This window comes from Pseudescherichia sp. (genome assembly GCF_031987975.1).
GTDB lineage: Bacteria > Pseudomonadota > Gammaproteobacteria > Enterobacterales > Enterobacteriaceae > Pseudescherichia.
Genome location: NZ_DALZYX010000010.1, coordinates 51,870 through 75,577 on the forward strand (window position 1 = coordinate 51,870; position 23,708 = coordinate 75,577).

The following is a 23,708-nucleotide window of genomic DNA, read 5'->3' on the forward strand; positions in this document are numbered from 1 at the left end:
AATTGCAGCGGTCCGTTTTTAACGCCAGACTAACGCCGTCCAAAACGGGAGGGATTCATGGTTTTGCATTCAACGCGCTGGCTGGCGCTGAGCTACTTTACTTACTTTTTCAGCTACGGCATCTTTTTACCTTTCTGGAGCGTCTGGCTCAAGGGCACTGGCCTGACGCCGGAGACTATTGGCCTGCTGCTGGGGGCCGGGCTGGTGGCGCGCTTTCTCGGCAGCCTGACCATTGCTCCTCGCGTCACCGATCCCTCCCGGCTGGTGTTCGCCCTGCGCGTGCTGGCTCTGCTGACGCTGCTGTTTGCCCTGGCCTTCTGGGCCGGAAACCATGTTGGCTGGCTGATGGCGATCATCATCGGTTTTAACCTCTTCTTCTCACCGCTGGTGCCGCTTACCGACGCCCTGGCTAACACCTGGCAAAAGCAGATTGTGATGGACTATGGCCGGGTGCGCCTGTGGGGATCGGTGGCGTTTGTTATTGGCTCGGCGCTCACCGGCAAGCTGGTCAGCCTCTTCGACTACCGGGCGATCCTGGCGATGCTCACCCTGGGAACGATCTCCATGCTGCTCGGGATGCTGCTACGCCCCTCGGTGATGCCTCTCGGCGAGAGCCGGGTGCAGGCCGCTGCTGGCTGGCCCGCGTGGCGCAGCCTGATCCGCCAGAACGGACGCTTTCTTGCCTGCGTCTCGCTGTTGCAGGGGGCGCACGCCGCCTATTACGGCTTTAGCGCTATCTACTGGCAGGAAGCAGGCTACTCTGCCTCAACGGTGGGCTACCTCTGGTCGCTGGGGGTGGTGGCAGAGGTGATTATTTTTGCCCTCAGCAATCGTCTGTTCCGCCGCTGGAGCGCCCGCGATCTGCTCCTGCTCTCGGCGGCGTGCGGCGTGATACGCTGGGCGTTGATGGGCTGGACCACGGCGCTGCCGTGGCTACTGCTAGTGCAGGTGCTGCACTGCGGAACCTTCACCGTCTGTCATCTGGCGGCGATGCGCTACATTGCAGCCCGCCAGGGAGGCGAGGTGATCCGCCTGCAGGCCGTCTACTCGGCAGTAGCGATGGGCGGCAGCATCGCGGTAATGACCATCTTTGCCGGCTTCCTGTTCCAGCATCTGCATCAGGGCGTATTCTGGGTCATGGCGCTGGTCGCGCTGCCTGCCATGTTCATCCGGCCCGGCGTCAGCGCCCGGGCCTAAGACTCCAGCATGTCGCGAATGTGTCGCTGCTGCTGCTCGCTTAGGGTAATCACCGCATGGATTAGCGGAGCGGAGAAGAGCGGCAGCGGCGTCGCGTAAGGGGTTACAATCAGTGCCGCCTCACGTGGTGCACCCTTCTGCTGAAAGGTAGCGAGAGGCAGATGCTTGATATTCAGCGGCAGCAGCGTCAGCTCGCGCAGCTGCTCTTCAATGGCCCGCTCCCGCTCGGGAGCGTGATCGGTCAGCAGGACGACCTGTTTCTCATGAAGATCGCTCTCCTGCATTAGCCACGCACCAAAGATCACCGCTACCAGCCCCGCCTCCTCATGGGTAAAGCAGAGTTTGTACTCCTCTTCAAGACAGGTCAGCGCCTCGCGAGTGGTACGCATCAGCCGGGGGTAGAGTAGGGTAATCTCCTCCGGCAGGCTATTATCGATCCCGATACCGAACAGGCTGCGGTTCAGCGCTTGAGCCAGGTGGATATAGAGCTGATCGGTCAGCCCCTGCTCATCGCTAAAGTCCATCCCGGAGAGGGTGCGAAAGCGCTCGATGGTCCGGCGGATGGACTCGCGCAGACGGGTATCCTGCTGGTGGCTGTCACGGATAGGATCCGGCGTGTGCAGCAGCATAAATAGCACCGTCAGGAAGAGGTGCTCGCTGACGTGCGGGACCGGAACCACCCGGCGCTGCCAGTGGCGAATAATCTCCTGGGCAACAAGATGCTCTGCCCGCGCCTCGGCCCAGGCCTGCTGCAGGGGGGCAAACGCGGGCGTAAAGCCAAGCTGGTGCGCAAGCAGACAATATTGTAAATAGAGACGAAGAAATTGAATGTCCCGCTGCTCAAACTGCCGCTGAAGGCGACGGGAGCAGAGATTAATCAGGGCGTGCAGGTTAGTATCGTCATACAATGTTCTGGCGATACCTTGCTGCTTCAGCGCGCTCTTAAGCGCTGGGGTAAAGTGAGCGCTAACAAAATTTGGGCAGAGACGGATGGCGCGCTTAAGCCAGTGGAGGAGACAGAGACGCTGGTCGAGCGCCGTCCCCTCGATGCGGTAGCTGCCGTCCTGCTGCGCGGCAATGCTCAGCCGATGGTAGCGCTGGATCTCATAACCCGTGTCGGCAATATCTTGCCGGGTGACTGTGCCGTCCACGTTGTTCAGCTTGCCGAGCATATCTGGTGTCACCGTTTGTCCCGGCAGGGCGAGCATTAGGAGTACATGACAGCGGCGTTGTGAACTGGAGAGCACAGATGGCGGTATCGTTACGGTTGTCATCTGCTGGATTCCAGTTAGGGGTTTCGATAAGAATAGCTAAAGGATACGGCGGCGAAAGCCCCACTGGCGGGCTTTCCCTCAGGAATGCCGGGGGGCGTCACAGAATTTTTCTCGTAAGGAACACATGCAAACAGTCAAACAGTACGCTGGTGCGCTGGTTTTCGCGTTTTTATCGCTCCCCGCGCTGGCCCATCCCCACAGCTTTATTCGTCTGCAAACCGAGCCGGTAGTGAAGGGTGATCAGCTGGTGGCACTCAACATGCGCTGGACGATGGATGAGATCACCTCAGCCGATCTGCTCTACGACGCCGGTGACGCAAAACCGGAGTCGCCGGTGTGGAAAAAGCTGGCGGCGGAGGTGATGGCCAACGTGCTGGGGCAGCACTACTTTACCGAGGTCTGGCATAACGGCCAGCGGGTAAAGTTTCTGAACCGGCCAACCCACTACGGCATGTCCCGGGTCGATCACCAGGCGGTGTTGTCCTTTACTTTACCGCTGGCCGCGCCACAGCCGCTGGCCGGACAGCGCTACACCTTCTCCACCTTCGATCCCACCTACTATGTCGATATGACTTATCAGGATAAGAGTGACGTTATGCTGTCCGCTGACCTGCAAAAAAGGTGTCAAACTACCGTGCATACGCCAACGCCGGGAGACGAAACCTTAGCCTTTGCCCAGTCGCTGGATAAAGAGGACGCACCGCCGGAGGATATGGAGCTGGGCAAGCAGTTTGCTCAAACCGTAACCCTGGAGTGTAAAGAGTGATGCTGCGCGCGCCCCGCTGGCGTTCGTTCTGGCCGCTGGCCCTGCTGCTGCTCTGTGTCATAGTGGGCGGGGTGCAGCTGTGGCACGCCTGGCCGCGGATTATGCTGGAGAGCGCGGGCTGGCAGCGGGAAGTCAACCAGCAGATGAGCGCCCTGTTAAAAGGCGTGGCGGCAAATCCCACGCAGGCGGGTGGGGCGCTGCTGCTGTTTAGCTTTCTCTATGGGGTGCTGCACGCCCTTGGGCCGGGCCACGGTAAAGTCGTCATAACCACCTGGCTGGCTACCCATCCCTCAAAGCTGAGGTCGAGTATTGGCCTGACCATGGCCTCGTCGCTCTTACAGGGGCTGGTGGCCATTGTGCTGGTCGTGGTGGTCCTGACCCTGCTCCAGCTGCCTGCCCGTCAGCTGCACCTGAGCAGCTACTGGCTGGAGAAGGGGAGCTACGCCCTGGTCGGCGTACTGGGGCTACTGCTCTGCTGGCGAGCGTTAAAGAAGCTGCGTCTTCTCCTGCGCAAGCCGCAGTTTAAATCCTTTACGCCACACCATGTGCATGATGCCCACTGCGGCTGCGGCCATCAGCATCTGCCCACGCCGGAGCAGCTGACGCACAGCGATGACTGGCGCGCCCGGCTGATGATTATTCTGTCGATGGGGATGCGGCCCTGCTCCGGGGCGATCATGGTTTTGCTGTTCAGTAAGGTGATCGGCGTATTTAGCTGGGGAGTGGCCTCGGCCATGGCGATGGCGGCAGGAACGTCGTTGACTATCTCTGCGCTGGCGCTGCTGGTACATAGCTTTCGGCAGCTGGCGGTCAGGCTAGGCGGAGACAGAACACCGGTGCTGTGGCAGCAGGTAGGCTGGTTAACGCTGGCTCTCGCCGGGGGCGTAATGTTAATCGTGGCGGCGGCGGTGATGTGGCTGAGTGCGGTGCCGGTAGGAAGGGGATTACGGCCGTTTTAAATCGCCGGATGGCATTACGCTCATCCGGCGTTAGCGATGCTTAACGCTTCAGCGCTTCGCTCAGTTCGTCACGCATGTTCGCCAGCATGGCTTTAACCACGCGCGGGTTACCTGCAACGATGTTACCGCTCATCATGTAGTTGTGGTTACCGGTGAAGTCGCACACCAGGCCACCCGCTTCACGTACCAGCAGCTCGCCAGCGGCGAAATCCCACGGCTTCAGGCCGATCTCAAAGAAACCGTCCACGCGGCCTGCGGCAACGTAGGCCAGATCCAGCGCGGCAGAGCCGGTGCGGCGGAAGTCAGCGCACTCGGTGAAGAGTTTGCCCACGATGTTGATATAAGTTTTAGCGTGCTGTTTCGCCTTAAACGGGAAACCGGTCGCCAGAATGGTGCCATCCAGATCGCGAGCGGAGCTGCCGCGCAGACGGTAGCCGTTGAGCTGTGCGCCCTGGCCGCGGGTAGCGGTGAAGAGTTCGTTACGCATTGGATCGTAAACCACGGCGACTTCAGTGCGGCCTTTAATGCGCACGGCGATAGAGACCGAGAAGTGCGGCAGGCGCTTAATAAAGTTGGTGGTGCCATCCAGTGGATCGATAACCCATTGTACATCCTGATCTGCGCCTGCATGTTCACCGGACTCTTCGGTGATAATGGTGTGTTGCGGGTAAGATTTGCGGATAGTGTCGATAATCACGGCCTCGGCGGCTTTATCAACGTTGGTCACGAAATCATTGCTGCCTTTCTGATTGGTTTCTACAGCGTCTGGTGTTTCGTAGTGTTTGGCAATTACATTACCCGCCTTGCGCGCTGCGCGCACGGCGATGGTCAGCATCGGATGCATCGGTCTCTCTCACTGGATGTTAAAGAACGGGGGTGAAAACGGCGCAGAGTATAGCAGCGAGTTCGGAATATGTCTTTGCTTTATGCTAATATGCGCAAATATTCTTTAGACGCTGAAAAACTATGCTGCAAAATATACGAATTGTGCTGGTTGAAACCTCTCATACCGGCAATATGGGCTCCGTTGCCCGCGCCATGAAAACCATGGGCTTAACGAATCTTTGGCTGGTTAACCCGCTGGTGAAGCCGGACTCCCAGGCCATCGCCCTGGCCGCCGGGGCCAGTGACGTCATTGGCAATGCGCAGATTGTCGATACCCTCGACGACGCGCTGGCGGGCTGTAGCCTGGTGGTCGGGACCAGTGCTCGCTCCCGTACCCTGCCGTGGCCGATGCTCGATCCGCGCGAGTGCGGGCTGAAGAGCATTAGCGAAGGGCAGCACGCCCCGGTGGCGCTGGTCTTTGGCCGCGAGCGCGTGGGCCTGACCAACGAAGAGTTGCAGAAGTGCCACTACCACGTCGCTATTGCCGCGAACCCGGAGTACAGCTCGCTGAACCTGGCGATGGCGGTACAGGTTATCGCCTATGAAGTGCGTATGGCCTGGCTGGCGGCGCAGGAAGAGGGCGCAGAGCCAGAGAGCGAAGAGACAGCGTACCCGCTGGTGGATGACCTTGAGCGCTTCTACGGTCATCTTGAGCAGACCCTGCTGGCGACCGGTTTTATCCGTCCTGAGCATCCGGGGCAGGTGATGAACAAGCTGCGCCGTCTGTTTACCCGCGCACGTCCGGAGAGCCAGGAGTTGAACATCCTGCGCGGCATTCTGGCGTCGATCGAGCAGAAGAATAGAGAGCAATAAAACGGCACGAAACGCCAAATACCTGACTAAAACAGTCAAGTAAATAGTTGACCAATTTAGTCGGGAATGTCACACTTGCGCCTGCTATGTAACAGACCATTTATATCACTGTTTTTATAACAACGTTTTATAACTACAACCCCGGGCAGGGGCGAGTTTGAGGTTAAGTAAGACATGAGACTGACATCGAAAGGGCGTTATGCCGTTACTGCAATGCTGGACGTTGCGCTCAACTCTGAATCGGGCCCGGTTCCGCTGGCTGATATTTCCGAGCGTCAGGGTATCTCCCTCTCCTACCTGGAGCAACTCTTCTCACGCCTGCGTAAAAATGGCCTGGTAGCCAGCGTACGCGGTCCGGGCGGTGGGTATCTGTTAGGTAAAGATGCTAACAGCATCGCCGTTGGCGAAGTGATCAGCGCTGTTGATGAATCGGTAGACGCGACCCGCTGTCAGGGTAAAGGCGGCTGCCAGGGCGGCGATAAGTGCCTGACCCATGCCCTGTGGCGCGACCTGAGCGATCGCCTGACCGGCTTCCTGAACAATATCACCCTCGGTGAACTGGTGAATAACCAGGAGGTGATGGACGTTGCCGATCGCCAGCACAGCCAGGAAACACAGCGCACGACCCGCGCGCAGGACGCTATCGACGTCAAACTGCGCGCGTAATAAAAACATAAAGATTTTAGAGTCAGGCCGGGGTAGAAATACCTCGTGTACTCGGCCGTACATCCAGCCGGTAGCCTGATTCCTTGCATTGAAGCGATGTACGGAGTTTATAGAGCAATGAAATTACCGATCTATCTCGACTACTCCGCAACCACGCCGGTGGATCCGCGTGTTGCCGAGAAAATGATGCAGTGTCTGACCCTGGACGGAAACTTTGGTAACCCAGCTTCCCGTTCACACCGTTTTGGCTGGCATGCTGAAGAGGCGGTAGATATCGCCCGTAATCAGATTGCCGAGCTGGTTGGCGCTGACCCGCGTGAAATTGTTTTCACCTCCGGTGCAACCGAATCTGACAACCTGGCGATCAAAGGTGCTGCCAATTTCTACCAGAAAAAAGGCAAGCACATCATCACCAGCAAAACCGAACACAAAGCCGTGCTGGACACCTGTCGTCAGCTGGAGCGTGAAGGGTTTGAAGTCACCTATCTCGCGCCGCAGAGCAACGGCATTATTGACCTGAAAGAGCTGGAAGCCGCCATGCGCGACGACACCATTCTGGTCTCTATCATGCACGTGAACAACGAAATCGGCGTTGTACAGGATATCGCGACCATCGGCGAACTCTGTCGTGCGCGCGGTATCATCTACCACGTAGATGCGACCCAGAGCGTCGGCAAACTGCCTATCGACCTGAGCCAGCTGAAAGTGGACCTGATGTCCTTCTCCGGCCACAAAATCTACGGCCCGAAAGGGATTGGCGCGCTGTACGTGCGTCGTAAGCCGCGTATCCGCATCGAAGCACAGATGCACGGTGGCGGTCACGAGCGCGGTATGCGTTCCGGTACGCTGCCTGTACACCAGATCGTCGGCATGGGCGAAGCCTACCGCATTGCCAAAGAAGAGATGGAAACCGAGATGGCGCGCCTGCGTACGCTGCGTAACCGTCTGTGGGACGGCGTAAAAGATATGGAAGAAGTGTATCTGAACGGCGATCTTGAGCAGGGCGTACCAAACATCCTCAACGTCAGCTTCAACTACGTTGAAGGCGAGTCGCTGATCATGGCGCTGAAGGATCTCGCGGTCTCTTCCGGTTCCGCCTGTACCTCTGCAAGCCTCGAGCCATCCTACGTGCTGCGCGCGCTGGGCATGACTGACGAGCTGGCACATAGCTCTATTCGTTTCTCTTTAGGTCGTTTCACTACCGAAGAAGAGATTGACTACACCATCAATCTGGTTCGCAACTCCATTGGCCGTCTGCGCGACCTCTCTCCGCTGTGGGAGATGTTCAAACAGGGCGTGGATCTGAACAGCATTGAATGGTCTCATCATTAATCGGTAGCGGCATCAGGAGAATTTAAAATGGCTTATAGCGAAAAAGTAATCGATCACTACGAAAACCCGCGCAACGTTGGCTCCTTCGACAACAGCGACGCAAGCGTTGGCAGCGGCATGGTGGGTGCACCGGCCTGTGGCGACGTCATGAAGCTGCAGATCAAAGTGAACAACGACGGCATCATCGAAGACGCGCGTTTTAAAACCTACGGCTGCGGCTCGGCGATCGCCTCCAGCTCCCTCGTCACCGAGTGGGTGAAAGGTAAATCCCTGGACGAAGCTCAGGCGATTAAAAACACCGACATCGCCGATGAGCTGGAGCTGCCGCCGGTTAAGATCCACTGCTCTATCCTGGCGGAAGATGCAATCAAAGCTGCGATTGCGGACTACAAAAGCAAGCGTGACGTGAAATAACGAGCAGAGGTTTGTATGTCGATTACCCTTAGCGACAGTGCTGCCGCGCGAGTAAATAGCTTCCTGGCCAACCGGGGTAAAGGGTTTGGCCTGCGCCTGGGGGTGAGAACCTCCGGCTGTTCGGGTATGGCCTACGTGCTGGAATTTGTTGACGAGCCTGCGGCAGAAGATACCGTGTTCGAAGACAAAGGCGTTAAGGTCGTGGTCGATGGCAAAAGCCTGCAGTTCCTGAACGGCACTCAGCTGGACTTCGTAAAAGAGGGCCTTAACGAAGGGTTTAAGTTCACCAACCCGAACGTTAAAGATGAGTGCGGCTGCGGCGAAAGCTTCCACGTTTAACCGCGCCTGAACGACTCAACCCCACTGCTCTGCGGTGGGGTTTGCTTTAACCCGCCTAACCCCGAGACTGTTATGGATTACTTTGCCCTCTTTGGGTTGCCCGCCAGTTATCATCTGGATACGCAGGCGCTGGCTACCCGCTTTCAGGATCTGCAACGTCAATATCACCCCGACCGGTTTGCCAGTGGCACCTCCGCTGAACAGCTTGCCGCCGTCCAACACTCTGCAACCATCAATCAGGCCTGGCAGACGCTGCGTCATCCGCTGCTGCGCGCCGAGTACCTGCTCTCCCTGCACGGTTTCGACCTCGCCAGCGAGCAGCACACCGTTCGCGATACCACCTTTCTGATGGAGCAGCTTGAGCTGCGCGAAGAGCTGGATGAGATTGAGCAGGCCCGCGATAGCGACCGGCTGGAAGCGTTCCTGAAGCGCGTCGCGGCGATGTATACCTCGCGCCATCAGATCATGGTCGAGCAGCTTGACGGCGAGTCGTGGGACGACGCCGCAGAGACGGTGCGTAAACTCCGTTTTCTCGATAAACTACGCAGCACAGCAGAACAACTCGAAGAAAAGCTGCTCGATTTTTAAATTTCGGAAGCAAACATGGCCTTATTACAAATTAGTGAGCCGGGCATGAGTGCCGCGCCGCACCAGCGTCGTCTGGCGGCGGGCATTGATCTGGGTACAACGCATTCCCTGGTGGCTACCGTGCGTAGCGGCCAGGCACAAACGCTGCCGGACAGCGAAGGGCGTCACCTGCTGCCGTCCGTGGTGCACTATCAGCAGCACGGTCACCGGGTGGGCTTTGAGGCGCGCAGCAATGCGGTCAACGATCCGGCTAACACCATCAGCTCGGTTAAACGCATGATGGGCCGCTCGCTGGCCGACATCCAGGCGCGCTATCCGCATCTGCCATATCAGCTGCAGGCGAGCGAAAACGGCCTGCCGATGATCGCCACGGAAGCGGGCCTGCTGAATCCGGTGCGCATCTCCGCCGATATCCTCAAGGCGCTGGCCGCTCGCGCCACTGAAGCGCTGGCGGGCGAGCTGGACGGCGTAGTGATCACCGTCCCGGCCTACTTTGACGATGCTCAACGTCAGGGCACTAAAGACGCTGCACGTTTGGCGGGCCTGCACGTGCTGCGCCTGCTCAACGAGCCGACGGCGGCGGCGATTGCCTACGGTCTCGACTCCGGCAAAGAGGGCGTGATCGCCGTCTACGACCTTGGCGGCGGCACCTTTGATATCTCTATCCTGCGCCTGAGCCGTGGCGTATTTGAAGTTTTAGCCACCGGCGGCGACTCGGCGCTGGGCGGCGACGATTTCGATCACCTGCTGGCGGATCGTATCCGCGAGCTGGCCGGCATTACCGATCGTCAGGATCCGCGCCTGCAGCGTCAGCTGCTGGACGCTGCCATTGCAGCTAAAATCGCCCTCAGCGATGCCGAAAGCGTCGATGTTAACGTTGCGGGCTGGCAGGGTAGCGTAACCCGCGCCGAATTTAATGAGCTGATCGCCACCCTGGTCAAACGTACGCTGCTCTCCTGCCGTCGGGCGTTGAAAGACGCGGGCGTAGAGGCTGACGACGTGCTGGAAGTGGTGATGGTCGGCGGCTCCACCCGCGTGCCGCTGGTGCGCGATCGCGTCGGCGAGTTCTTTGGCCGCCAGCCGCTGACCACTATCGATCCAGATAAGGTTGTCGCTATTGGCGCCGCCATTCAGGCCGATATTCTGGTAGGCAACAAGCCGGACAGCGAGATGCTGCTGCTGGACGTCATCCCGCTGTCGCTGGGCCTTGAGACCATGGGTGGGCTGGTAGAGAAAGTGATCCCGCGCAACACCACCATACCGGTGGCGCGCGCTCAGGAGTTCACCACCTTTAAAGATGGCCAGACCGCCATGTCCATCCATGTGATGCAGGGCGAGCGTGAGCTGGTTGCCGACTGCCGCTCGCTGGGACGCTTTACCCTGCGCGGTATCCCGGCGCTGCCTGCCGGCGGGGCGCACATTCGCGTCACCTTCCAGGTTGATGCTGACGGCCTGCTGAGCGTCACCGCCATGGAGAAATCCACCGGCGTGGCCGCCTCAATTCAGGTCAAGCCCTCCTATGGGCTGACCGACGGCGAGATCGCCACCATGATCCAGGATTCCATGAGTTTTGCCAGCGAGGACGTGAAAGCGCGAATGCTGGCGGAGCAGAAAGTGGAGGCCGCGCGCGTGCTGGAGAGTCTGCAAAGCGCGCTCGGAACCGATGCCGCGCTGTTAAGCGCCGCAGAACGTCAGGTTATTGACGACGCCGCTGCACGTCTGCGTGTAGCCGCCGAGGGCGATGACGCTGACGCCATAGAGCAAGCCATTAAAAATATAGACAAACAAACCCAGGAGTTTGCCGCACGCCGCATGGACCAGTCGGTTCGTAAGGCGCTGAAGGGCCACTCCGTGGACGAGGTTTAATATGCCAAAGATTGTATTTTTGCCCCATCAGGATCTCTGTCCGGATGGCGCTGTTCTGGAAGCGAATGTCGGCGAGACCATTCTTGACGTTGCCCTGCGTAACGGCATTGAGATTGAGCACGCCTGCGAAAAATCCTGCGCCTGCACTACCTGCCACTGCGTCGTGCGTGAAGGCTTTGACTCGCTGGCGGAGAGCACTGAAGATGAAGACGACATGCTGGATAAAGCCTGGGGTCTGGAGCCGGAGAGCCGTCTGAGCTGTCAGGCACGCGTCACCGACGAAGATCTGGTGGTCGAGATGCCACGTTATACTATTAACCACGCGCGGGAGCATTGATATGGGCCTGAAGTGGAGTGACAGCCGTGAAATCGGCGAGGCGCTGTATGACGCTTACCCGGATCTCGATCCGAAAACCGTGCGCTTTACCGATATGCACCAGTGGATTTGTGAGCTGGACGACTTTGATGACGAACCAAACGCATCCAATGAAAAGATTCTGGAAGCGATTCTGTTAGTCTGGTTAGACGAAGCGTCATAATGCACAGCGGGCTGCCTTCGGGTAGCCCGTTTTCACATCGCAGGCTTGATAATAAGGACAGAACAATGACAACCGAAGCCATGAAAATCACCCTGACGACTCAGCCCGCCGATGCGCGCTGGGGCGAGAAAGCCGCTTACAGCATCAATAGCGACGGCGTTGCGCTACATCTTACCGGCGCAGACGATCTGGGCCTGATCCAGCGCGCAGCGCGTAAGATCGACGGTATGGGCATCAAGCACGTTCAGCTGGCAGGCGAGGGCTGGGACGTCGATCGCAGCTGGGCATTCTGGCAGGGCTATAGAGGGCCAAAAGGCAGCCGTAAAATTGAGTGGCCGACCCTGGATGAAGCCCAGCAGAAAGAGCTGGAGAGCCGCCGTAACATTATCGATTGGGTGCGCGACGCCATCAACGCCTCACCTGAGGAGCTGGGACCGGAGCAGCTGGCCCAGCGCGCGGTAGATCTGCTGAGCGGCGTGGGGGGAGATAACGTCTCCTACCGTATCACCAAAGGCGAAGATCTGCGCGAGCAGAACTACATGGGGATCTACACCGTAGGGCGTGGCTCCGAGCGGACTCCAGTTCTGCTGGCGCTGGACTACAACCCCACCGGCGATAAAAACGCGCCGGTTTACGCCTGCCTGGTAGGTAAAGGGGTCACCTTTGACTCTGGTGGCTACAGCATCAAGCAGAGCGCCTTTATGGACTCGATGAAATCCGATATGGGCGGCGCGGCGCTGGTCACCGGCGCGCTGGCATTTGCCATTACCCGCGGCCTGAACAAGCGCGTTAAGCTCTACCTCTGCTGCGCGGACAACCTGATCAGCGGCAACGCCTTCAAGCTTGGCGACATCATTCGCTACCGCAACGGCAAAACCGTTGAGATCATGAATACCGACGCCGAAGGCCGCCTGGTGCTGGCCGATGGCCTGATCGACGCAGTGAAGCAGGCTCCAGAGCTGATCATCGATGCGGCAACCCTGACCGGCGCGGCAAAAACCGCCCTGGGTAACGACTACCATGCGCTGCTGAGCTTTGACGACAAGCTGGCAAACCGCCTGCTGGCCAGCGCCAGCGCGGAGAATGAGCCGTTCTGGCGTTTGCCGCTGGCGGAGTTCCACCGCAGCCAACTGCCGTCTAACTTTGCCGAGCTGAACAACACCGCCAGCGCTGCCTTCCCGGCCGGGGCCAGCACCGCCGCCGGTTTCCTCTCCCACTTTGTGGAGAACTACCGTGAAGGCTGGCTGCATATCGACTGCTCTGCCACCTACCGTAAAGCGGCGGTGGATCAGTGGGCTGCCGGGGCGACCGGCCTGGGCGTGCGTACCATCGCCAACCTGTTAACAGCGGAATAATAACGTAGGCCGGGTAAGCGTATCGCCACCCGGCGATTTACGAAGTTGTGAGTCTATGTCTGAAACAAAAAACGAATTAGAAACCCTGCTTGAGCAGGCGGCGACTGAGCCAGGCCACCGTCCTGCGTTCTTCCGCACGCTAATGGCCTCCACCGTCTGGGTTCCCGGCACGGCGGCAGAGGGCCAGACGGTAGTTGAGGATAGCGCGCTGGATATCCAGCACTGGGAGAAAGACGACGGCACCTCGGTGATCCCGTTTTTCACCTCTCTTGAGGCGTTGCAGCAGGTGGTTGAGGACGAACAGGCGTTCGTGGTAATGCCGGTGCGCACCCTGTTTGAGATGACCCTCGGCGAGACGCTGTTCCTCAATGCGAAACTGCCGACAGGGAAAGAGTTTACGCCGCGTGAGATCGCCCATCTGGTAGGCAAAGAGGAGGGAAGTCCTCTTAGCCAGCAGGAGGTGTTAGAGGGCGGCAGCGCGCTGCTGCTCTCTGAAGTGGCCGAGCCGCCTGCGCAGATGATTGACTCCCTGACGACGCTATTCAAGACCATGAAAACGGTTAAGCGGGCGTTTCTCTGCTCTATTAAAGAGGAGGCTGACGCCGAGCCTAATCTACTGATTGGTATTGAGACCGAGGCCGATAGCGATATTGACGCCATCATTCAGGCGGCTGGCAGCGTTGCTACCGACACCCTGCCAGGGGATGAACCTGTCGATATCTGCTTGGTTGCCGAAGGCGAGAAGGGTATCAGCCACTTTATGCTGGCTCACATTACGCCTTTCTACGAGCGGCGCTGGGGCAGCTTCCTGCGCGACTTCAAGCAGCGCATCATCTAGTTCCTCTGACGGGGTGAGTTTTCACCCCGTTGCCTCCAGCAGTAGCAGATCCATCAGCAGCACCAGGTTCGACTCGAACGAGGTCACACCTGCGGCTTCAGCGGCAAAGTGCACCGCCTCGTCATACAGGCCGAAATGAAGATCCGCCATTCCCGCCAGGGTATTGGCCGAGGCACGGGTAAAAGCCACGATGGTCATGCCAACGTTTTTGGCGATCCGCGCTTTATCCAGCACCTGTTCCGTCTCACCGCTACGGGAGACGGCAATAAACACCTCATAGCGGGCGGCGTTGCTCAGAAAAATATTGCGGCTGTCCCCCGGGCCGGAGATAAATGCCGTCTTGCCCAGCACCTGTAACTTCTTGGTGAGATACTCCGCAAAAAGATAGGAGAAGCCCGCCCCGTAGAGAAAAAAGCTCTCTTTCTCGTGCAGCAGGGCGGCGAAATAGCGGCGCTTCTCCTCCGTCGCCCAGCGAAAGGTCTGCTGATAGTTAGCAATAAACTGATTAAACCGCACCGAGAGATCGGCAGTTTCACCCGCTGGCACCGCGAGATGTGGCGTATCGGCGAGCAACTGTTTGCAGTACCAAATCAGCTCGCTATAGCCGCTAAAGCCCAGCTTCTGGCACAGACGCATAATGGTGGCGGTAGAGACGAAGGTCTCCTGTGCCAGCTCGCGCACCGTGATGTTGCCCACCAGCAGCGGGTGGGCGGTCAGATGGGCCAGCACACGGTACTCCGCGCGGGTCAGCGACTCGCCGCGCGACAGCAGCGGCGCAAGGCGGTTGTCCATGCTCAGGCCGGTTCAACGGGCAGATCGTCCCGCGCGCCCCATTCACTCCATGAGCCGTCGTACAGCGTAACGCCTTCAACGCCCAGCGTCTCCAGCGCCAACGCTACCACGGCAGCGGTCACGCCTGAGCCGCAGCTCACTACAATAGGCTTGTTGAGATCGACCCCCTGACGGGCAAAAACGGCGCTCAGCTCGTCGGTGGTCTTCAGCTCGCCTTCAAATACCAGATCGCCCCACGGCACGTTCAGCGCCCCAGGAATATGTCCGCGCCTCAGCCCCGGACGCGGTTCATCCGCCTCGGCGTTGAAGCGCGGGGCGGGACGGGCATCTACCAGCTGGGCAGTTTTTTCATGGCTAATCAGCAGCACGTCGGTCAGGCGCTTCACCCGGTCGGCGTCAAAGTGAGCTTCAAATTCAGCCTCGGGCAGCGTCACGTCACCCTGCTGGAGAGGCAGCTCATCGCGCTGCCAGCCGGCCAGCCCGCCCGCCAGAATTGAGACCTGCTCCACGCCAAAGGCTTTCAGCATCCACCATGCCCGAGGCGCAGAGAAGAGGTCCCCTTCGTCGTAGATAACCAGATGCTTGTCGCTGCCAATCCCCAGCTCGCGCATGGCCACGGCGAAGGCTTCCGGGCGCGGCATCATGTGGGGCAGGGGAGAGGTATGGTCAGAGAGGGCCTCGATATCAAAAAAGACCGCGCCCGGAAGATGCCCGGCGCGGTATTCGACGCGCATATCACGGTGCTCTTGCCCTGGGGGAGCCATGCGCGCATCAATAATCTGTACGTCGGGAGAGTCGCCGTGTTCAATCAGCCAGTCGGCAGCAACGAAGAATGAGGTAGTCATAGCAGGTGGGCCTCCTTTAATGTATTGACTAAAGGATTGTCGGTGTTTTTTCTCACACCGACAAGTTTACCCTCTCAACGCCGCGAGCAGGCTTCAGAAATTTATACGGATTCTCCATCCTGCCAGGCTTTTTGCAGCTGCGGCCAGTAGTCGCGGTTGGCCTCAATCATATCGTCGAGGATCGCTTTCGCATGCTGCATCGTCGGTACGGTGCGGTTCAGCGTGAAGGCCTGGAGGGCTTTCTCATAGCTGCCCTCAATGGTTGCTTCCACCAGCAGTTGTTCAGAGGCCAGCTGCTGCATCAGCAGGGTCTGGTGAAACAGCGGCACCGCGCCCATCCGTACCGGCTCAGGCCCGTTGGCGGTGATGTAGGCCGGCACTTCGACCATGGCATCATAGGGCAAGTTAGCGATTGCTCCCTTGTTTTCGACGATCACCAGATGACGCTGGCGCAGGTCGAAGGCCAGCGAGCAAGCAACGTCAACGATAAACGCCCCATGAACCCCAACGTGGAAGGCATCCGGCAGGATCCCGGTGCGCTGGTACTCTTCGGCAGCGGCAAACAGTTTCTTCTCGCGGCCGTTCATCACCTCGTTGGCGCGGGTGAGGTGCGGATCCTGATGCTCCACGATCTGGTTCGGCATCAGGTAGTACTGCAGATAAGGGTTCGGCAGATACTCCGGGAAGTGATCCATAATCGGCTTGATGTTGCGCCAGGTCTTCACCCACGAGGGATCGGCGTGCTGCGGATCGGTTTTGGAGGCATCCTCGGTCAGCAGGCCAAACTGCGCTACATGACGACGCACCTCGGGCAGGCGATCCTCGCCGTCCACCACAATGCGGGTAAACCAGCCGAAGTGGTTCAGGCCAAAATAGTCCACCTGTAATTTGTGACGATCGACCCCCAGAATGGCCCCGATGTTACGCATCGCCGCCACCGGCATATCGCAGATATTGAGCACCCGCGCGTTGGGACGCAGACGACGAACCCCTTCAGCCACAATCGCCGCCGGGTTGGAGTAGTTCACAATCCATGCCTTTTTATCCGCGTACTGCTCCACCAGGTCGATAAGCTCTACCATCGGCAGAATGGTGCGCAGGCCATAGGCCAGGCCGCCCGGCCCGCAGGTCTCCTGACCCACTACGCCGTGACGCAGCGGGATCTTCTCATCCTGCTCGCGCATTTTGTACTGGCCGACGCGCATCTGAGCGAAGATAAAGTGCGCCCCGCTGAAGGCGGTCTCGGCGTCGCTGGTGACGGTAAATTTGATCGTGTCGCTGTGGTCGCGGATCACCTTCTCCACCACCGGGGCGAGCGTGCGCTGGCGTGTCTCGTCGATATCGTAGAGGCGGATCTCCGCCAGCGGGAAATCCTCCAGCCGTACCATCAGGCTTTTAACGATGCCTGGCGTATAGGTGCTGCCGCCGCCGGCGATGGACAGGATAAATGGGGGGGTAAGCATGTGTGCCTCCTTCAAAGAAACGCCTCAACGGCCTCTCGCATTTTTTTGACGTGCAGCCCGTAGACCACCTGAACGTTATTGCCTTGTTTGATCACCCCCTTCGCGCCGGTCGCCTTCAGGCGTGGCTCGTCGATAATCGCCACGTCTTTCACCGTTACGCGCAGGCGGGTATAGCAGTTATCCACCACTTCAACGTTGTCGCGCCCGCCTAGTCCGGCAACGATCGCCTCGCCCAGACCGTCGTTAGCGCTTTTCGCCTGGTACTCCTGCTTGCTGTAGAGGCGGGTCTCCTGATCCTCATCCTCGCGGCCCGGCGTCTTCATATCGAAGCGCAGGATCAGGAAACGGAAGATGACAAAGTAGAGGGTGAACATAATCAGGCCGACCACGATATACATCGGCCAGTTGGATTTTTCGGTGCCAAGCGGCAGGTTATAGATGATGAAATCAATAATACCGTTCGCGCCGATGGCGTGGACCCCAAGCAGATAGAAGAGCATCATGCCGATGCCGGTCAGCACCGCGTGAACCACAAACAGCAGCGGGGCGACGAAGAGGAATGAAAATTCAATCGGCTCGGTTACGCCCACCAGTAATGATGTTAACGCCGCTGGGATCAGAATCGCCTTGGCTGTTGCTTTGCGCTCGGGTTTAGCGGTCATGTACATCGCCAGCGCGGCGGCGGGCAGGCCAAACATCTTGCTGATGCCGCGGGCGTCCCACACCACGGTGCTGCTCAGCTGGTGCACCGAGGGGCAGGCCATCTCGGCAAAGTAGATATTGCGTGCGCCCTGGTAGGTCTGGCCGCAGACCTCTGCCGTGCCCCCCAGTTCGGTATAGAGAAACGGGGTATAGACCAGGTGATGCAGGCCGGTGGGAACCAGAATGCGCTCCAGAAAACCGTACACCGCCACGCCAAACGGTCCCGCCCCCTTAATCGCCAGCGCCGCCGCGCTGATCCCCTGCTGGGCAAAGGGCCACAGCTCGCTCATGATCACGCCGAGCAGCATCGAGACCGGCAGCATAATGATCGCCACGAAGCAGTGTCCGGAGTAGACCGCCATCGCGCCGGAGAACTGGACCCCGGAGTATTTGTTATAGAAGTAGCCGGCGAGTGCGCCGGTGAGGATCCCGGCAAAGACGCCCATCTCCAGCACCTGAACGCCCAGTACCATGCTCTGTCCGGCAGCTTTCATCTGGTCCGCCGCTGCCAGCTGGCCCTGTAGGCTTAGGGTAACGCTCATGGCATTGATAAAAACGACGAAGGTGACAAGGCCGATCAGCGCCGCGTAGCCCTTATCACGGGCCGCCAGACCGACGGGAATGCCCACGGCGAAGACCAGCGCCAGGTTCACCAACACCGAGACCGCCGATTTCGCCATTAGCTGGCCGAGGCTCTGGATAAAGGGATAGCCGAGGAAGGGCAGGTACTCCGCCAGGTTGCCGTTGCCCAACAGATTACCAAAGGCAATGAACAGGCCGACAATAGGTAAAATCAGCACCGGACCGTAGAGGGACTTACCAAAGTTTTGTAGGGCATTAACGGCTCTTTTCATCGTCTTCTCTCATTATGAACCGCGCACGAAGGTGCGATAACAGAGTAACGTTAGCAGCGCTAAGCGGTTTCGTGCCAGCTATCTTCTTGTTTTAAAAACAAATGACGGCCAACGTAACATGTAACGTTTTGGGCTGTGATCGCCGTAACAGTCGAGTCTGCCGTCAGGCAAAGTTTGCGAGCCACTTTCCAGAGTTTGTATTCTCTTTTTGATCGTACGAAAACTGGCGCATACTAAGCCTGACTCTCGAACAACGGCAGGGATAAAGGAATGAAACCGTTACGTTTTACTGCGCTTGCGATGGCGCTGGTAGCCGCCTCTTTTTTAGCGGGTTGTGATAACAGCGGCGCGCCCCAGGCAGCGGTCACCAAAGCCGCGGAGGCTGACCCAAAGCCGATCGCTAAAGTCGACAGCGCCCAGCGGGAGAAGCTCGCCGCCCAGAGCGCAGGCAAATCCTTGACCCTGCAGGATGCCTCAGAAGTGCAGCTTGATGGCGCGGCCACCCTGGTGCTCGCCTTTAATATTCCTCTTGATCCCGATCAGGACTTCTCCCAGACGGTACACCTTGTCGATAAGAAGAGCGGCAAGCTGGACGGGGCCTGGGAGCTGGCACCCAACCTGAAAGAGCTGCGCTTTCGCCATCTGGAGCCGAACCGGGAGCTGATCGTCTCCGTTGATAGCGGGCTGGTGGCGCTGAACAAGGGCACCTTCGGCAGCAGTTTTGAGAAAACCATTACCACCCGCGACGTAGAGCCGAGCGTCGGCTTCGCCAGCCGAGGCTCGCTGCTGCCGGGCAAGGTGGTCGAGGGGCTGCCGGTGATGGCGCTTAACGTCAATAACGTTGACGTAAACTTCTACCGCGTGAAGCCCGAGTCGCTGACGGCCTTTGTCAGCCAGTGGGAGTATCGCAACTCGCTGACTAACTGGGAGTCCGATACGCTGCTGAAGATGGCGGATCTGGTCTATACCGGGCGTTTTGACCTTAATCCGGCGCGCAATACCCGTGAGAAGCTGCTTCTGCCGCTGGCCGAGATCAAACCTCTACAGCAGGCGGGGGTCTATATCGCCGTCATGAACCAGGCCGGACACTACAGTTACAGCAACGCCGCCACGCTGTTTACCCTGAGCAACATCGGTCTGTCAGTGCATCGCTACCACAATCAGCTGGATGTCTTTACCCAGGGCCTGGAGAACGGCGCGGCGGGTGAGGGTGTGGAGGTGACGCTGCTTAATGAGAAGGGGCAGACTTTGGCTCAGGCCACCAGCGACGCCAAAGGCCATGCGGTGTTGAACACCGACAAAGAGGCGGCTCTGCTGCTGGCGCGCAAGGATGGCGAAACCACGCTGCTCGATTTAACCCTGCCGGCGCTGGATCTGGCTGAGTTTGCTATTGCCGGGGAGCCGGGCTACAGCAAGCAGCTGTTTATGTTTGGCCCGCGCGATCTCTATCGCCCCGGCGAAACGGTGATCCTCAACGCCCTGCTGCGCGATCGGGATGGCAAGCCGCTTCCCGCCCAGCCGGTGAAGCTGGAGGTGGTTAAGCCGGACGGCCAGGTGGTGCGCACGGTGGTCAGCCAGCCGCAGGAGGGTGGACTCTATCAATTTACCTATACGCTGGACGCGGGGGCGCCAACCGGCATGTGGCACGCTCGCGCCAATACCGGCGATAACCAGAATCCGCAGTGGCGCTTTCAGGTAGAAGACTTTATGCCGGAGCGGATGGCGCTCAACCTTAACGCGCAAAAAGCGCCGCTGGCGATGGCCGACAGCGTCAGCTTCGACGTTACGGGGCGCTACCTCTACGGCGCGCCTGCCAACGGCAACACCCTGCAGGGGCAACTTTTCCTGCGTCCGCTACGCGAGGCCGTCGCCGCGCTGCCGGGCTTCCAGTTCGGCAATATTGCTGAGGAGAATCTCTCCCGCAGCCTCGATGAGGTACAGGTTACCCTGGACGACAAAGGTCACGGCGAGGTAACGACCGAGAGCCAGTGGCAGGAAGCCCATTCGCCGTTGCAGCTGATCCTCCAGGCCAGCCTGCTGGAGTCCGGCGGTCGTCCTGTTACTCGTCGTGCCGAGCAGGCTATCTGGCCCGCCGCCGTGCTGCCGGGTATTCGGCCACAGTTTGCCGCTAAATCGGTCTACGACTACCGCACGGATACCACCGTTGATCGACCTACGGTTGACGAGAACAGCCAGGCCGGGTTTGACATTGTCTACGTTGATGCCAACGGTGTGAAAAAAGCGGTGAATGGTCTGCAGGTGCGACTGATCCGCGAGCGCCGTGACTACTACTGGAACTGGTCCGAGAGCGACGGCTGGCAATCACAGTTCGATCAAAAAGATCTGGTAGAGAGCGAGCAGTCTCTCGATCTGGCTGCGGATGAGACCGGCAAGGTCAGCTTCCCGGTGGAGTGGGGCGCCTACCGCCTTGAGGTGAAAGCGCCGGATGAGACCGTCAGCAGCGTACGCTTCTGGGCAGGATACAGCTGGCAGGATAACAACGAGGGGGCGGACGCGGCACGTCCTGACCGCGTCACTCTGAAGCTCGACAAACCTGCCTACCAGCCTGGCGATACTATCCAGCTGCATATTACTGCTCCTGCCGCCGGTAAAGGCTATGCGATGGTGGAGTCCAGCGATGGCCCGCTATGGTGGCAGGAGATCGACGTCCCGGCCGAGGGTCTGGATCTCGCTATCCCGGTGGATAAAGCCTGGCACCGTCACGATCTCTACCTCAGCACGCTGGTGGTGCGCCCTGGCGATAAGTCCCGCGCCGCCACGCCGAAGCGCGCCGTTGGCCTGCTTCATCTGCCGCTTGGCGATGAGAGCCGCCGTCTGGCGGTAACCCTTGACGGCCCACAGAAGATGCGGCCTGACCAGACGCTAACCGTCAAGGTCAAGGCCAGCGTTAACGCGGGTGAGATGCCGAAAAAAGTGAACGTGCTGCTCTCGGCGGTAGACAGCGGCGTGCTCAATATTACCGACTACGTGACGCCGGACCCGTGGAAATCTTTCTTTGGCCAGAAGCGCTACGGGGCCGATATCTATGATATCTATGGCCAGGTGATTGAAGGCCAGGGCCGGGCGGCCACGCTGCGCTTTGGCGGCGATGGTGACGAACTCAATCGGGGCGGTAAGCCGCCGGTTAACCACGTCAATATCATCGCCCAGCAGGCGCAGCCGGTAGTGCTCGATGAGCACGGCGAAGGTACGGTGACGCTACCCATCGGTGATTTCAACGGTGAGCTGCGGGTAATGGCCCAGGTCTGGAGCGAGGATGAGTTCGGCAGTGCTGAAAGCAAAGTGGTGGTGGCCGCGCCGCTGATCGCCGAGCTGAACACGCCGCGCTTTCTTGCCAGCGGGGACAGCACCCGGCTGGCGCTGGATATCACTAACCTGACCGACAGCCCGCAGACCCTGAACGTCGCGCTCTCTGCCAGCGGTCTGGTGGAGCTGCAAAGCCAGCAGCCTGCTCCGGTAAGCCTCGCCCCCCAGGCGCGAACCACTATTTTCATACCCATCGCTGCCAAAGAGGGTTTTGGTGATGGCGAAATCAGCGCTCAGATTAGCGGCCTGACCCTGCCCAACGAAACCTTTGCTCCGCAGCATAAGCATTGGAAGATCGGCGTGCGTCCCGCCTGGCCTGCACAGACGGTCAGTGCCGGAACAATGCTGGCGCCAGGCCAGAGCTGGACCGCACCTGCCGATCTGGTATCAGGGTTTGCTCCCGCCACGCTGCAGGGGCAGCTGCTGCTGAGCGGGAAGCCGCCGCTAAACCTGGCGCGCTATATCCGTGAGCTGAAGGCCTACCCTTATGGCTGCCTGGAGCAGACCGCCAGCGGTCTCTTCCCGTCGCTCTATACCAACGCCGCGCAACTCAAATCGCTGGGCATTGCCGGTGACAGCGACGAGAAGCGCCGTGCCGCGGTGGATACAGGCATCTCCCGCCTGCTGCAAATGCAGCGCGACGACGGCGGGTTTGCGCTCTGGGATAAGGGCGGGCCAGAGGAGTATTGGCTCACCGCCTACGTTACCGACTTCCTGGTACGCGCCGGGCAGCAGGGCTATAGCGTGCCCGCCGAGGCGCTGACCCAGGCTAATAATCGTCTGCTGCGCTACCTGCAAGATCCGGGCATGATGGCGATCCGCTACAGCGATGACAGCCAGGCGAGTAAGTTTGCCGTGCAGGCCTACGCCGGACTGGTGCTGGCCCAACAGCAAAAGGCACCGTTGGGGGCGCTGCGTGAGATCTGGCAGCGCCATGACCAGGCGGCGGCAGGGCTACCTCTGGTGCAACTGGGCATTGCTCTGAAGCTGATGGGCGACGGTGAGCGAGGCGATCAGGCCGTGGCGCTGGGGTTAAAAACGCCGCGCCAGGACGGTACCCGCTGGCTGGCGGACTACAGCAGCGCTCTCCGTGATAACGCTCTGATGCTCTCTCTGTTACAGGAGAACAACCTGCTGCCAAATGAGCAAAGCCGTCTGCTGCATACGCTCTCCGCGCAGGCATTTGGCCAGCGCTGGCTCTCTACCCAGGAGAGCAACGCGCTCTTCCTCGCGGGCAGAACCCTGGCGGCCAGCCCGGGCAGCTGGCAGGCCCAGACCTCGCTTGCAGGGGAGGCGCTGAGCGGCGATCGCGCCCGGACGCTGCCGCTGACGGCGGACAAACTTGCGGCGCTTCAGGTCACCAACAGCGGCAGCGCGCCGCTCTGGCTGCGTCTCGATACCAGCGGCTACGCGCAGTACGCGCCAGCACCCTCATCAAACGTATTGCAGATCGAACGGCAGATCCTCGGCACCGACGGCAAGAGCAAATCGCTCTCAGAGCTGAAGAGCGGCGAGCTGGTGCTGGTCTGGCTGGAGGTAAAGGCTAGCCAGAACGTGCCGGATGCGCTGGTGGTCGATCTGCTGCCCGCTGGACTGGAGCTGGAGAACCAGAACCTGGCCAGCAGCAGCGCCAGCCTGCAGGAGAGCGCCAGCGAGGTGCAGAACCTGCTTAACCAGATGCAGCAGGCGGATATTCAGCATATGGAGTTCCGTGACGATCGCTTCGTGGCGGCGGTGGCGGTAAACGAGGGCCAGCCGGTCACGCTGGTTTATCTGGCCCGCGCCGTTACGCCGGGCAGCTATCAGGTACCGATGCCGCAGGTTGAGTCGATGTATGTCCCTCAGTGGCGGGCAACGGGCGCGGCAAGCGGCCCGCTGATCGTTCGGCCATAGC

General features: G+C 59.5%; 21 protein-coding genes. 15 read left to right on the forward strand and 6 right to left on the reverse strand.

Annotated features, from left to right (window positions below):
- The first annotated feature begins 57 nt into the window (after positions 1–57).
- Complete coding sequence (locus RTN40_RS17515; RefSeq protein WP_312229585.1) at positions 58–1,197, forward strand: 3-phenylpropionate MFS transporter; 1,140 nt, start codon at positions 58–60, stop codon at positions 1,195–1,197.
- On the opposite strand, the gene csiE is transcribed toward RTN40_RS17515, so the two are convergent.
- The gene (csiE, locus tag RTN40_RS17520) at positions 1,194–2,471 is read right to left on the reverse strand and encodes a stationary phase inducible protein CsiE (RefSeq protein WP_312229586.1); all 1,278 of its coding nucleotides are present in this window, start codon (positions 2,469–2,471) and stop codon (positions 1,194–1,196) included. The genes RTN40_RS17515 and csiE overlap by 4 nt on opposite strands.
- Positions 2,472–2,595: 124 nt before the next feature.
- On the opposite strand from csiE, the gene RTN40_RS17525 reads away from it, so the two are divergent.
- On the forward strand, positions 2,596–3,237 hold the full coding sequence (locus tag RTN40_RS17525; protein WP_312229587.1) for a DUF1007 family protein: 642 nt from the start codon (positions 2,596–2,598) through the stop codon (positions 3,235–3,237).
- Complete coding sequence (locus RTN40_RS17530; protein ID WP_312229588.1) at positions 3,237–4,196, forward strand: nickel/cobalt transporter; 960 nt, start codon at positions 3,237–3,239, stop codon at positions 4,194–4,196. The genes RTN40_RS17525 and RTN40_RS17530 overlap by 1 nt, the downstream gene beginning before the upstream one ends.
- Positions 4,197–4,236: 40 nt before the next feature.
- On the opposite strand, the gene suhB is transcribed toward RTN40_RS17530, so the two are convergent.
- Entirely contained in the window at positions 4,237–5,040 is an 804-nt protein-coding gene (suhB, locus tag RTN40_RS17535; RefSeq protein ID WP_312229589.1) for an inositol-1-monophosphatase, read from the reverse strand.
- Positions 5,041–5,162: 122 nt separating this feature from the next.
- Between suhB and trmJ the strand changes: the two genes are divergently transcribed.
- From trmJ to sseB, 11 genes are all read left to right on the forward strand, one after another.
- A complete protein-coding gene (gene trmJ / locus RTN40_RS17540) occupies positions 5,163–5,894 on the forward strand; it encodes a tRNA (cytosine(32)/uridine(32)-2'-O)-methyltransferase TrmJ (protein ID WP_312229590.1) in 732 nt (243 codons plus the stop codon).
- A 174-nt stretch (positions 5,895–6,068) separates the two neighbouring features.
- The gene (iscR, locus tag RTN40_RS17545; RefSeq protein ID WP_042389039.1) at positions 6,069–6,560 is read left to right on the forward strand and encodes a Fe-S cluster assembly transcriptional regulator IscR; all 492 of its coding nucleotides are present in this window, start codon (positions 6,069–6,071) and stop codon (positions 6,558–6,560) included.
- A gap of 117 nt (positions 6,561–6,677) precedes the next feature.
- Positions 6,678–7,892 (forward strand): cysteine desulfurase, encoded by a 1,215-nt coding sequence (iscS, locus tag RTN40_RS17550; protein WP_312229591.1) that lies wholly within the window; start codon positions 6,678–6,680, stop codon positions 7,890–7,892.
- Between the two features lie 27 nt (positions 7,893–7,919).
- A complete protein-coding gene (iscU, locus tag RTN40_RS17555) occupies positions 7,920–8,306 on the forward strand; it encodes a Fe-S cluster assembly scaffold IscU (protein WP_312212716.1) in 387 nt (128 codons plus the stop codon).
- Between the two features lie 15 nt (positions 8,307–8,321).
- Positions 8,322–8,645 carry an iron-sulfur cluster assembly protein IscA gene (gene iscA, locus RTN40_RS17560; RefSeq protein WP_103818854.1) on the forward strand — a complete coding sequence of 108 codons (324 nt, stop codon included), beginning with the start codon at positions 8,322–8,324 and terminating at the stop codon, positions 8,643–8,645.
- 72 nt (positions 8,646–8,717) lie between these two features.
- Positions 8,718–9,233 (forward strand): co-chaperone HscB, encoded by a 516-nt coding sequence (hscB, locus tag RTN40_RS17565; RefSeq protein WP_312229592.1) that lies wholly within the window; start codon positions 8,718–8,720, stop codon positions 9,231–9,233.
- 15 nt (positions 9,234–9,248) lie between these two features.
- Entirely contained in the window at positions 9,249–11,099 is a 1,851-nt protein-coding gene (gene hscA, locus RTN40_RS17570; protein ID WP_312229593.1) for a Fe-S protein assembly chaperone HscA, read from the forward strand.
- Position 11,100: 1 nt separating this feature from the next.
- The gene (gene fdx / locus RTN40_RS17575; protein ID WP_034459208.1) at positions 11,101–11,436 is read left to right on the forward strand and encodes an ISC system 2Fe-2S type ferredoxin; all 336 of its coding nucleotides are present in this window, start codon (positions 11,101–11,103) and stop codon (positions 11,434–11,436) included.
- 1 nt (position 11,437) lies between these two features.
- Positions 11,438–11,638, forward strand: a complete 201-nt coding sequence (gene iscX, locus RTN40_RS17580) for a Fe-S cluster assembly protein IscX (protein WP_042389051.1) — start codon at positions 11,438–11,440, stop codon at positions 11,636–11,638.
- A 65-nt stretch (positions 11,639–11,703) separates the two neighbouring features.
- Complete coding sequence (pepB, locus tag RTN40_RS17585; protein ID WP_312229594.1) at positions 11,704–12,993, forward strand: aminopeptidase PepB; 1,290 nt, start codon at positions 11,704–11,706, stop codon at positions 12,991–12,993.
- 55 nt (positions 12,994–13,048) lie between these two features.
- Positions 13,049–13,831 carry an enhanced serine sensitivity protein SseB gene (gene sseB, locus RTN40_RS17590; RefSeq protein ID WP_312229595.1) on the forward strand — a complete coding sequence of 261 codons (783 nt, stop codon included), beginning with the start codon at positions 13,049–13,051 and terminating at the stop codon, positions 13,829–13,831.
- 21 nt (positions 13,832–13,852) lie between these two features.
- Here sseB and RTN40_RS17595 read toward each other — a convergent pair whose 3' ends face one another.
- The 4 genes from RTN40_RS17595 to RTN40_RS17610 form a co-directional block, all read right to left on the reverse strand.
- Positions 13,853–14,623 (reverse strand): MurR/RpiR family transcriptional regulator, encoded by a 771-nt coding sequence (locus RTN40_RS17595; protein ID WP_312229596.1) that lies wholly within the window; start codon positions 14,621–14,623, stop codon positions 13,853–13,855.
- A 2-nt stretch (positions 14,624–14,625) separates the two neighbouring features.
- Positions 14,626–15,468, reverse strand: a complete 843-nt coding sequence (sseA, locus tag RTN40_RS17600; protein WP_312229597.1) for a 3-mercaptopyruvate sulfurtransferase — start codon at positions 15,466–15,468, stop codon at positions 14,626–14,628.
- 101 nt (positions 15,469–15,569) lie between these two features.
- A complete protein-coding gene (locus RTN40_RS17605; RefSeq protein WP_312229598.1) occupies positions 15,570–16,931 on the reverse strand; it encodes a 6-phospho-alpha-glucosidase in 1,362 nt (453 codons plus the stop codon).
- Positions 16,932–16,942: 11 nt separating this feature from the next.
- Positions 16,943–18,487, reverse strand: coding sequence for a PTS transporter subunit EIIC (locus RTN40_RS17610; RefSeq protein WP_312229599.1), 1,545 nt, complete (start codon positions 18,485–18,487; stop codon positions 16,943–16,945).
- A 270-nt stretch (positions 18,488–18,757) separates the two neighbouring features.
- Between RTN40_RS17610 and RTN40_RS17615 the strand changes: the two genes are divergently transcribed.
- A complete protein-coding gene (locus RTN40_RS17615; protein ID WP_312229600.1) occupies positions 18,758–23,707 on the forward strand; it encodes an alpha-2-macroglobulin in 4,950 nt (1,649 codons plus the stop codon).
- Position 23,708: the final 1 nt, after the last annotated feature.

Coding starts and splice junctions, on each gene's coding strand:
- RTN40_RS17515 (WP_312229585.1), top strand. CDS start 58: ATGGTTTTGCATTCAACGCGCTGGCTGGCGCTGAGCTACTTTACTTAC.
- csiE (WP_312229586.1), bottom strand. CDS start 2,471: ATGACAACCGTAACGATACCGCCATCTGTGCTCTCCAGTTCACAACGC.
- RTN40_RS17525 (WP_312229587.1), top strand. CDS start 2,596: ATGCAAACAGTCAAACAGTACGCTGGTGCGCTGGTTTTCGCGTTTTTA.
- RTN40_RS17530 (WP_312229588.1), top strand. CDS start 3,237: ATGCTGCGCGCGCCCCGCTGGCGTTCGTTCTGGCCGCTGGCCCTGCTG.
- suhB (WP_312229589.1), bottom strand. CDS start 5,040: ATGCATCCGATGCTGACCATCGCCGTGCGCGCAGCGCGCAAGGCGGGT.
- trmJ (WP_312229590.1), top strand. CDS start 5,163: ATGCTGCAAAATATACGAATTGTGCTGGTTGAAACCTCTCATACCGGC.
- iscR (WP_042389039.1), top strand. CDS start 6,069: ATGAGACTGACATCGAAAGGGCGTTATGCCGTTACTGCAATGCTGGAC.
- iscS (WP_312229591.1), top strand. CDS start 6,678: ATGAAATTACCGATCTATCTCGACTACTCCGCAACCACGCCGGTGGAT.
- iscU (WP_312212716.1), top strand. CDS start 7,920: ATGGCTTATAGCGAAAAAGTAATCGATCACTACGAAAACCCGCGCAAC.
- iscA (WP_103818854.1), top strand. CDS start 8,322: ATGTCGATTACCCTTAGCGACAGTGCTGCCGCGCGAGTAAATAGCTTC.
- hscB (WP_312229592.1), top strand. CDS start 8,718: ATGGATTACTTTGCCCTCTTTGGGTTGCCCGCCAGTTATCATCTGGAT.
- hscA (WP_312229593.1), top strand. CDS start 9,249: ATGGCCTTATTACAAATTAGTGAGCCGGGCATGAGTGCCGCGCCGCAC.
- fdx (WP_034459208.1), top strand. CDS start 11,101: ATGCCAAAGATTGTATTTTTGCCCCATCAGGATCTCTGTCCGGATGGC.
- iscX (WP_042389051.1), top strand. CDS start 11,438: ATGGGCCTGAAGTGGAGTGACAGCCGTGAAATCGGCGAGGCGCTGTAT.
- pepB (WP_312229594.1), top strand. CDS start 11,704: ATGACAACCGAAGCCATGAAAATCACCCTGACGACTCAGCCCGCCGAT.
- sseB (WP_312229595.1), top strand. CDS start 13,049: ATGTCTGAAACAAAAAACGAATTAGAAACCCTGCTTGAGCAGGCGGCG.
- RTN40_RS17595 (WP_312229596.1), bottom strand. CDS start 14,623: ATGGACAACCGCCTTGCGCCGCTGCTGTCGCGCGGCGAGTCGCTGACC.
- sseA (WP_312229597.1), bottom strand. CDS start 15,468: ATGACTACCTCATTCTTCGTTGCTGCCGACTGGCTGATTGAACACGGC.
- RTN40_RS17605 (WP_312229598.1), bottom strand. CDS start 16,931: ATGCTTACCCCCCCATTTATCCTGTCCATCGCCGGCGGCGGCAGCACC.
- RTN40_RS17610 (WP_312229599.1), bottom strand. CDS start 18,487: ATGAAAAGAGCCGTTAATGCCCTACAAAACTTTGGTAAGTCCCTCTAC.
- RTN40_RS17615 (WP_312229600.1), top strand. CDS start 18,758: ATGAAACCGTTACGTTTTACTGCGCTTGCGATGGCGCTGGTAGCCGCC.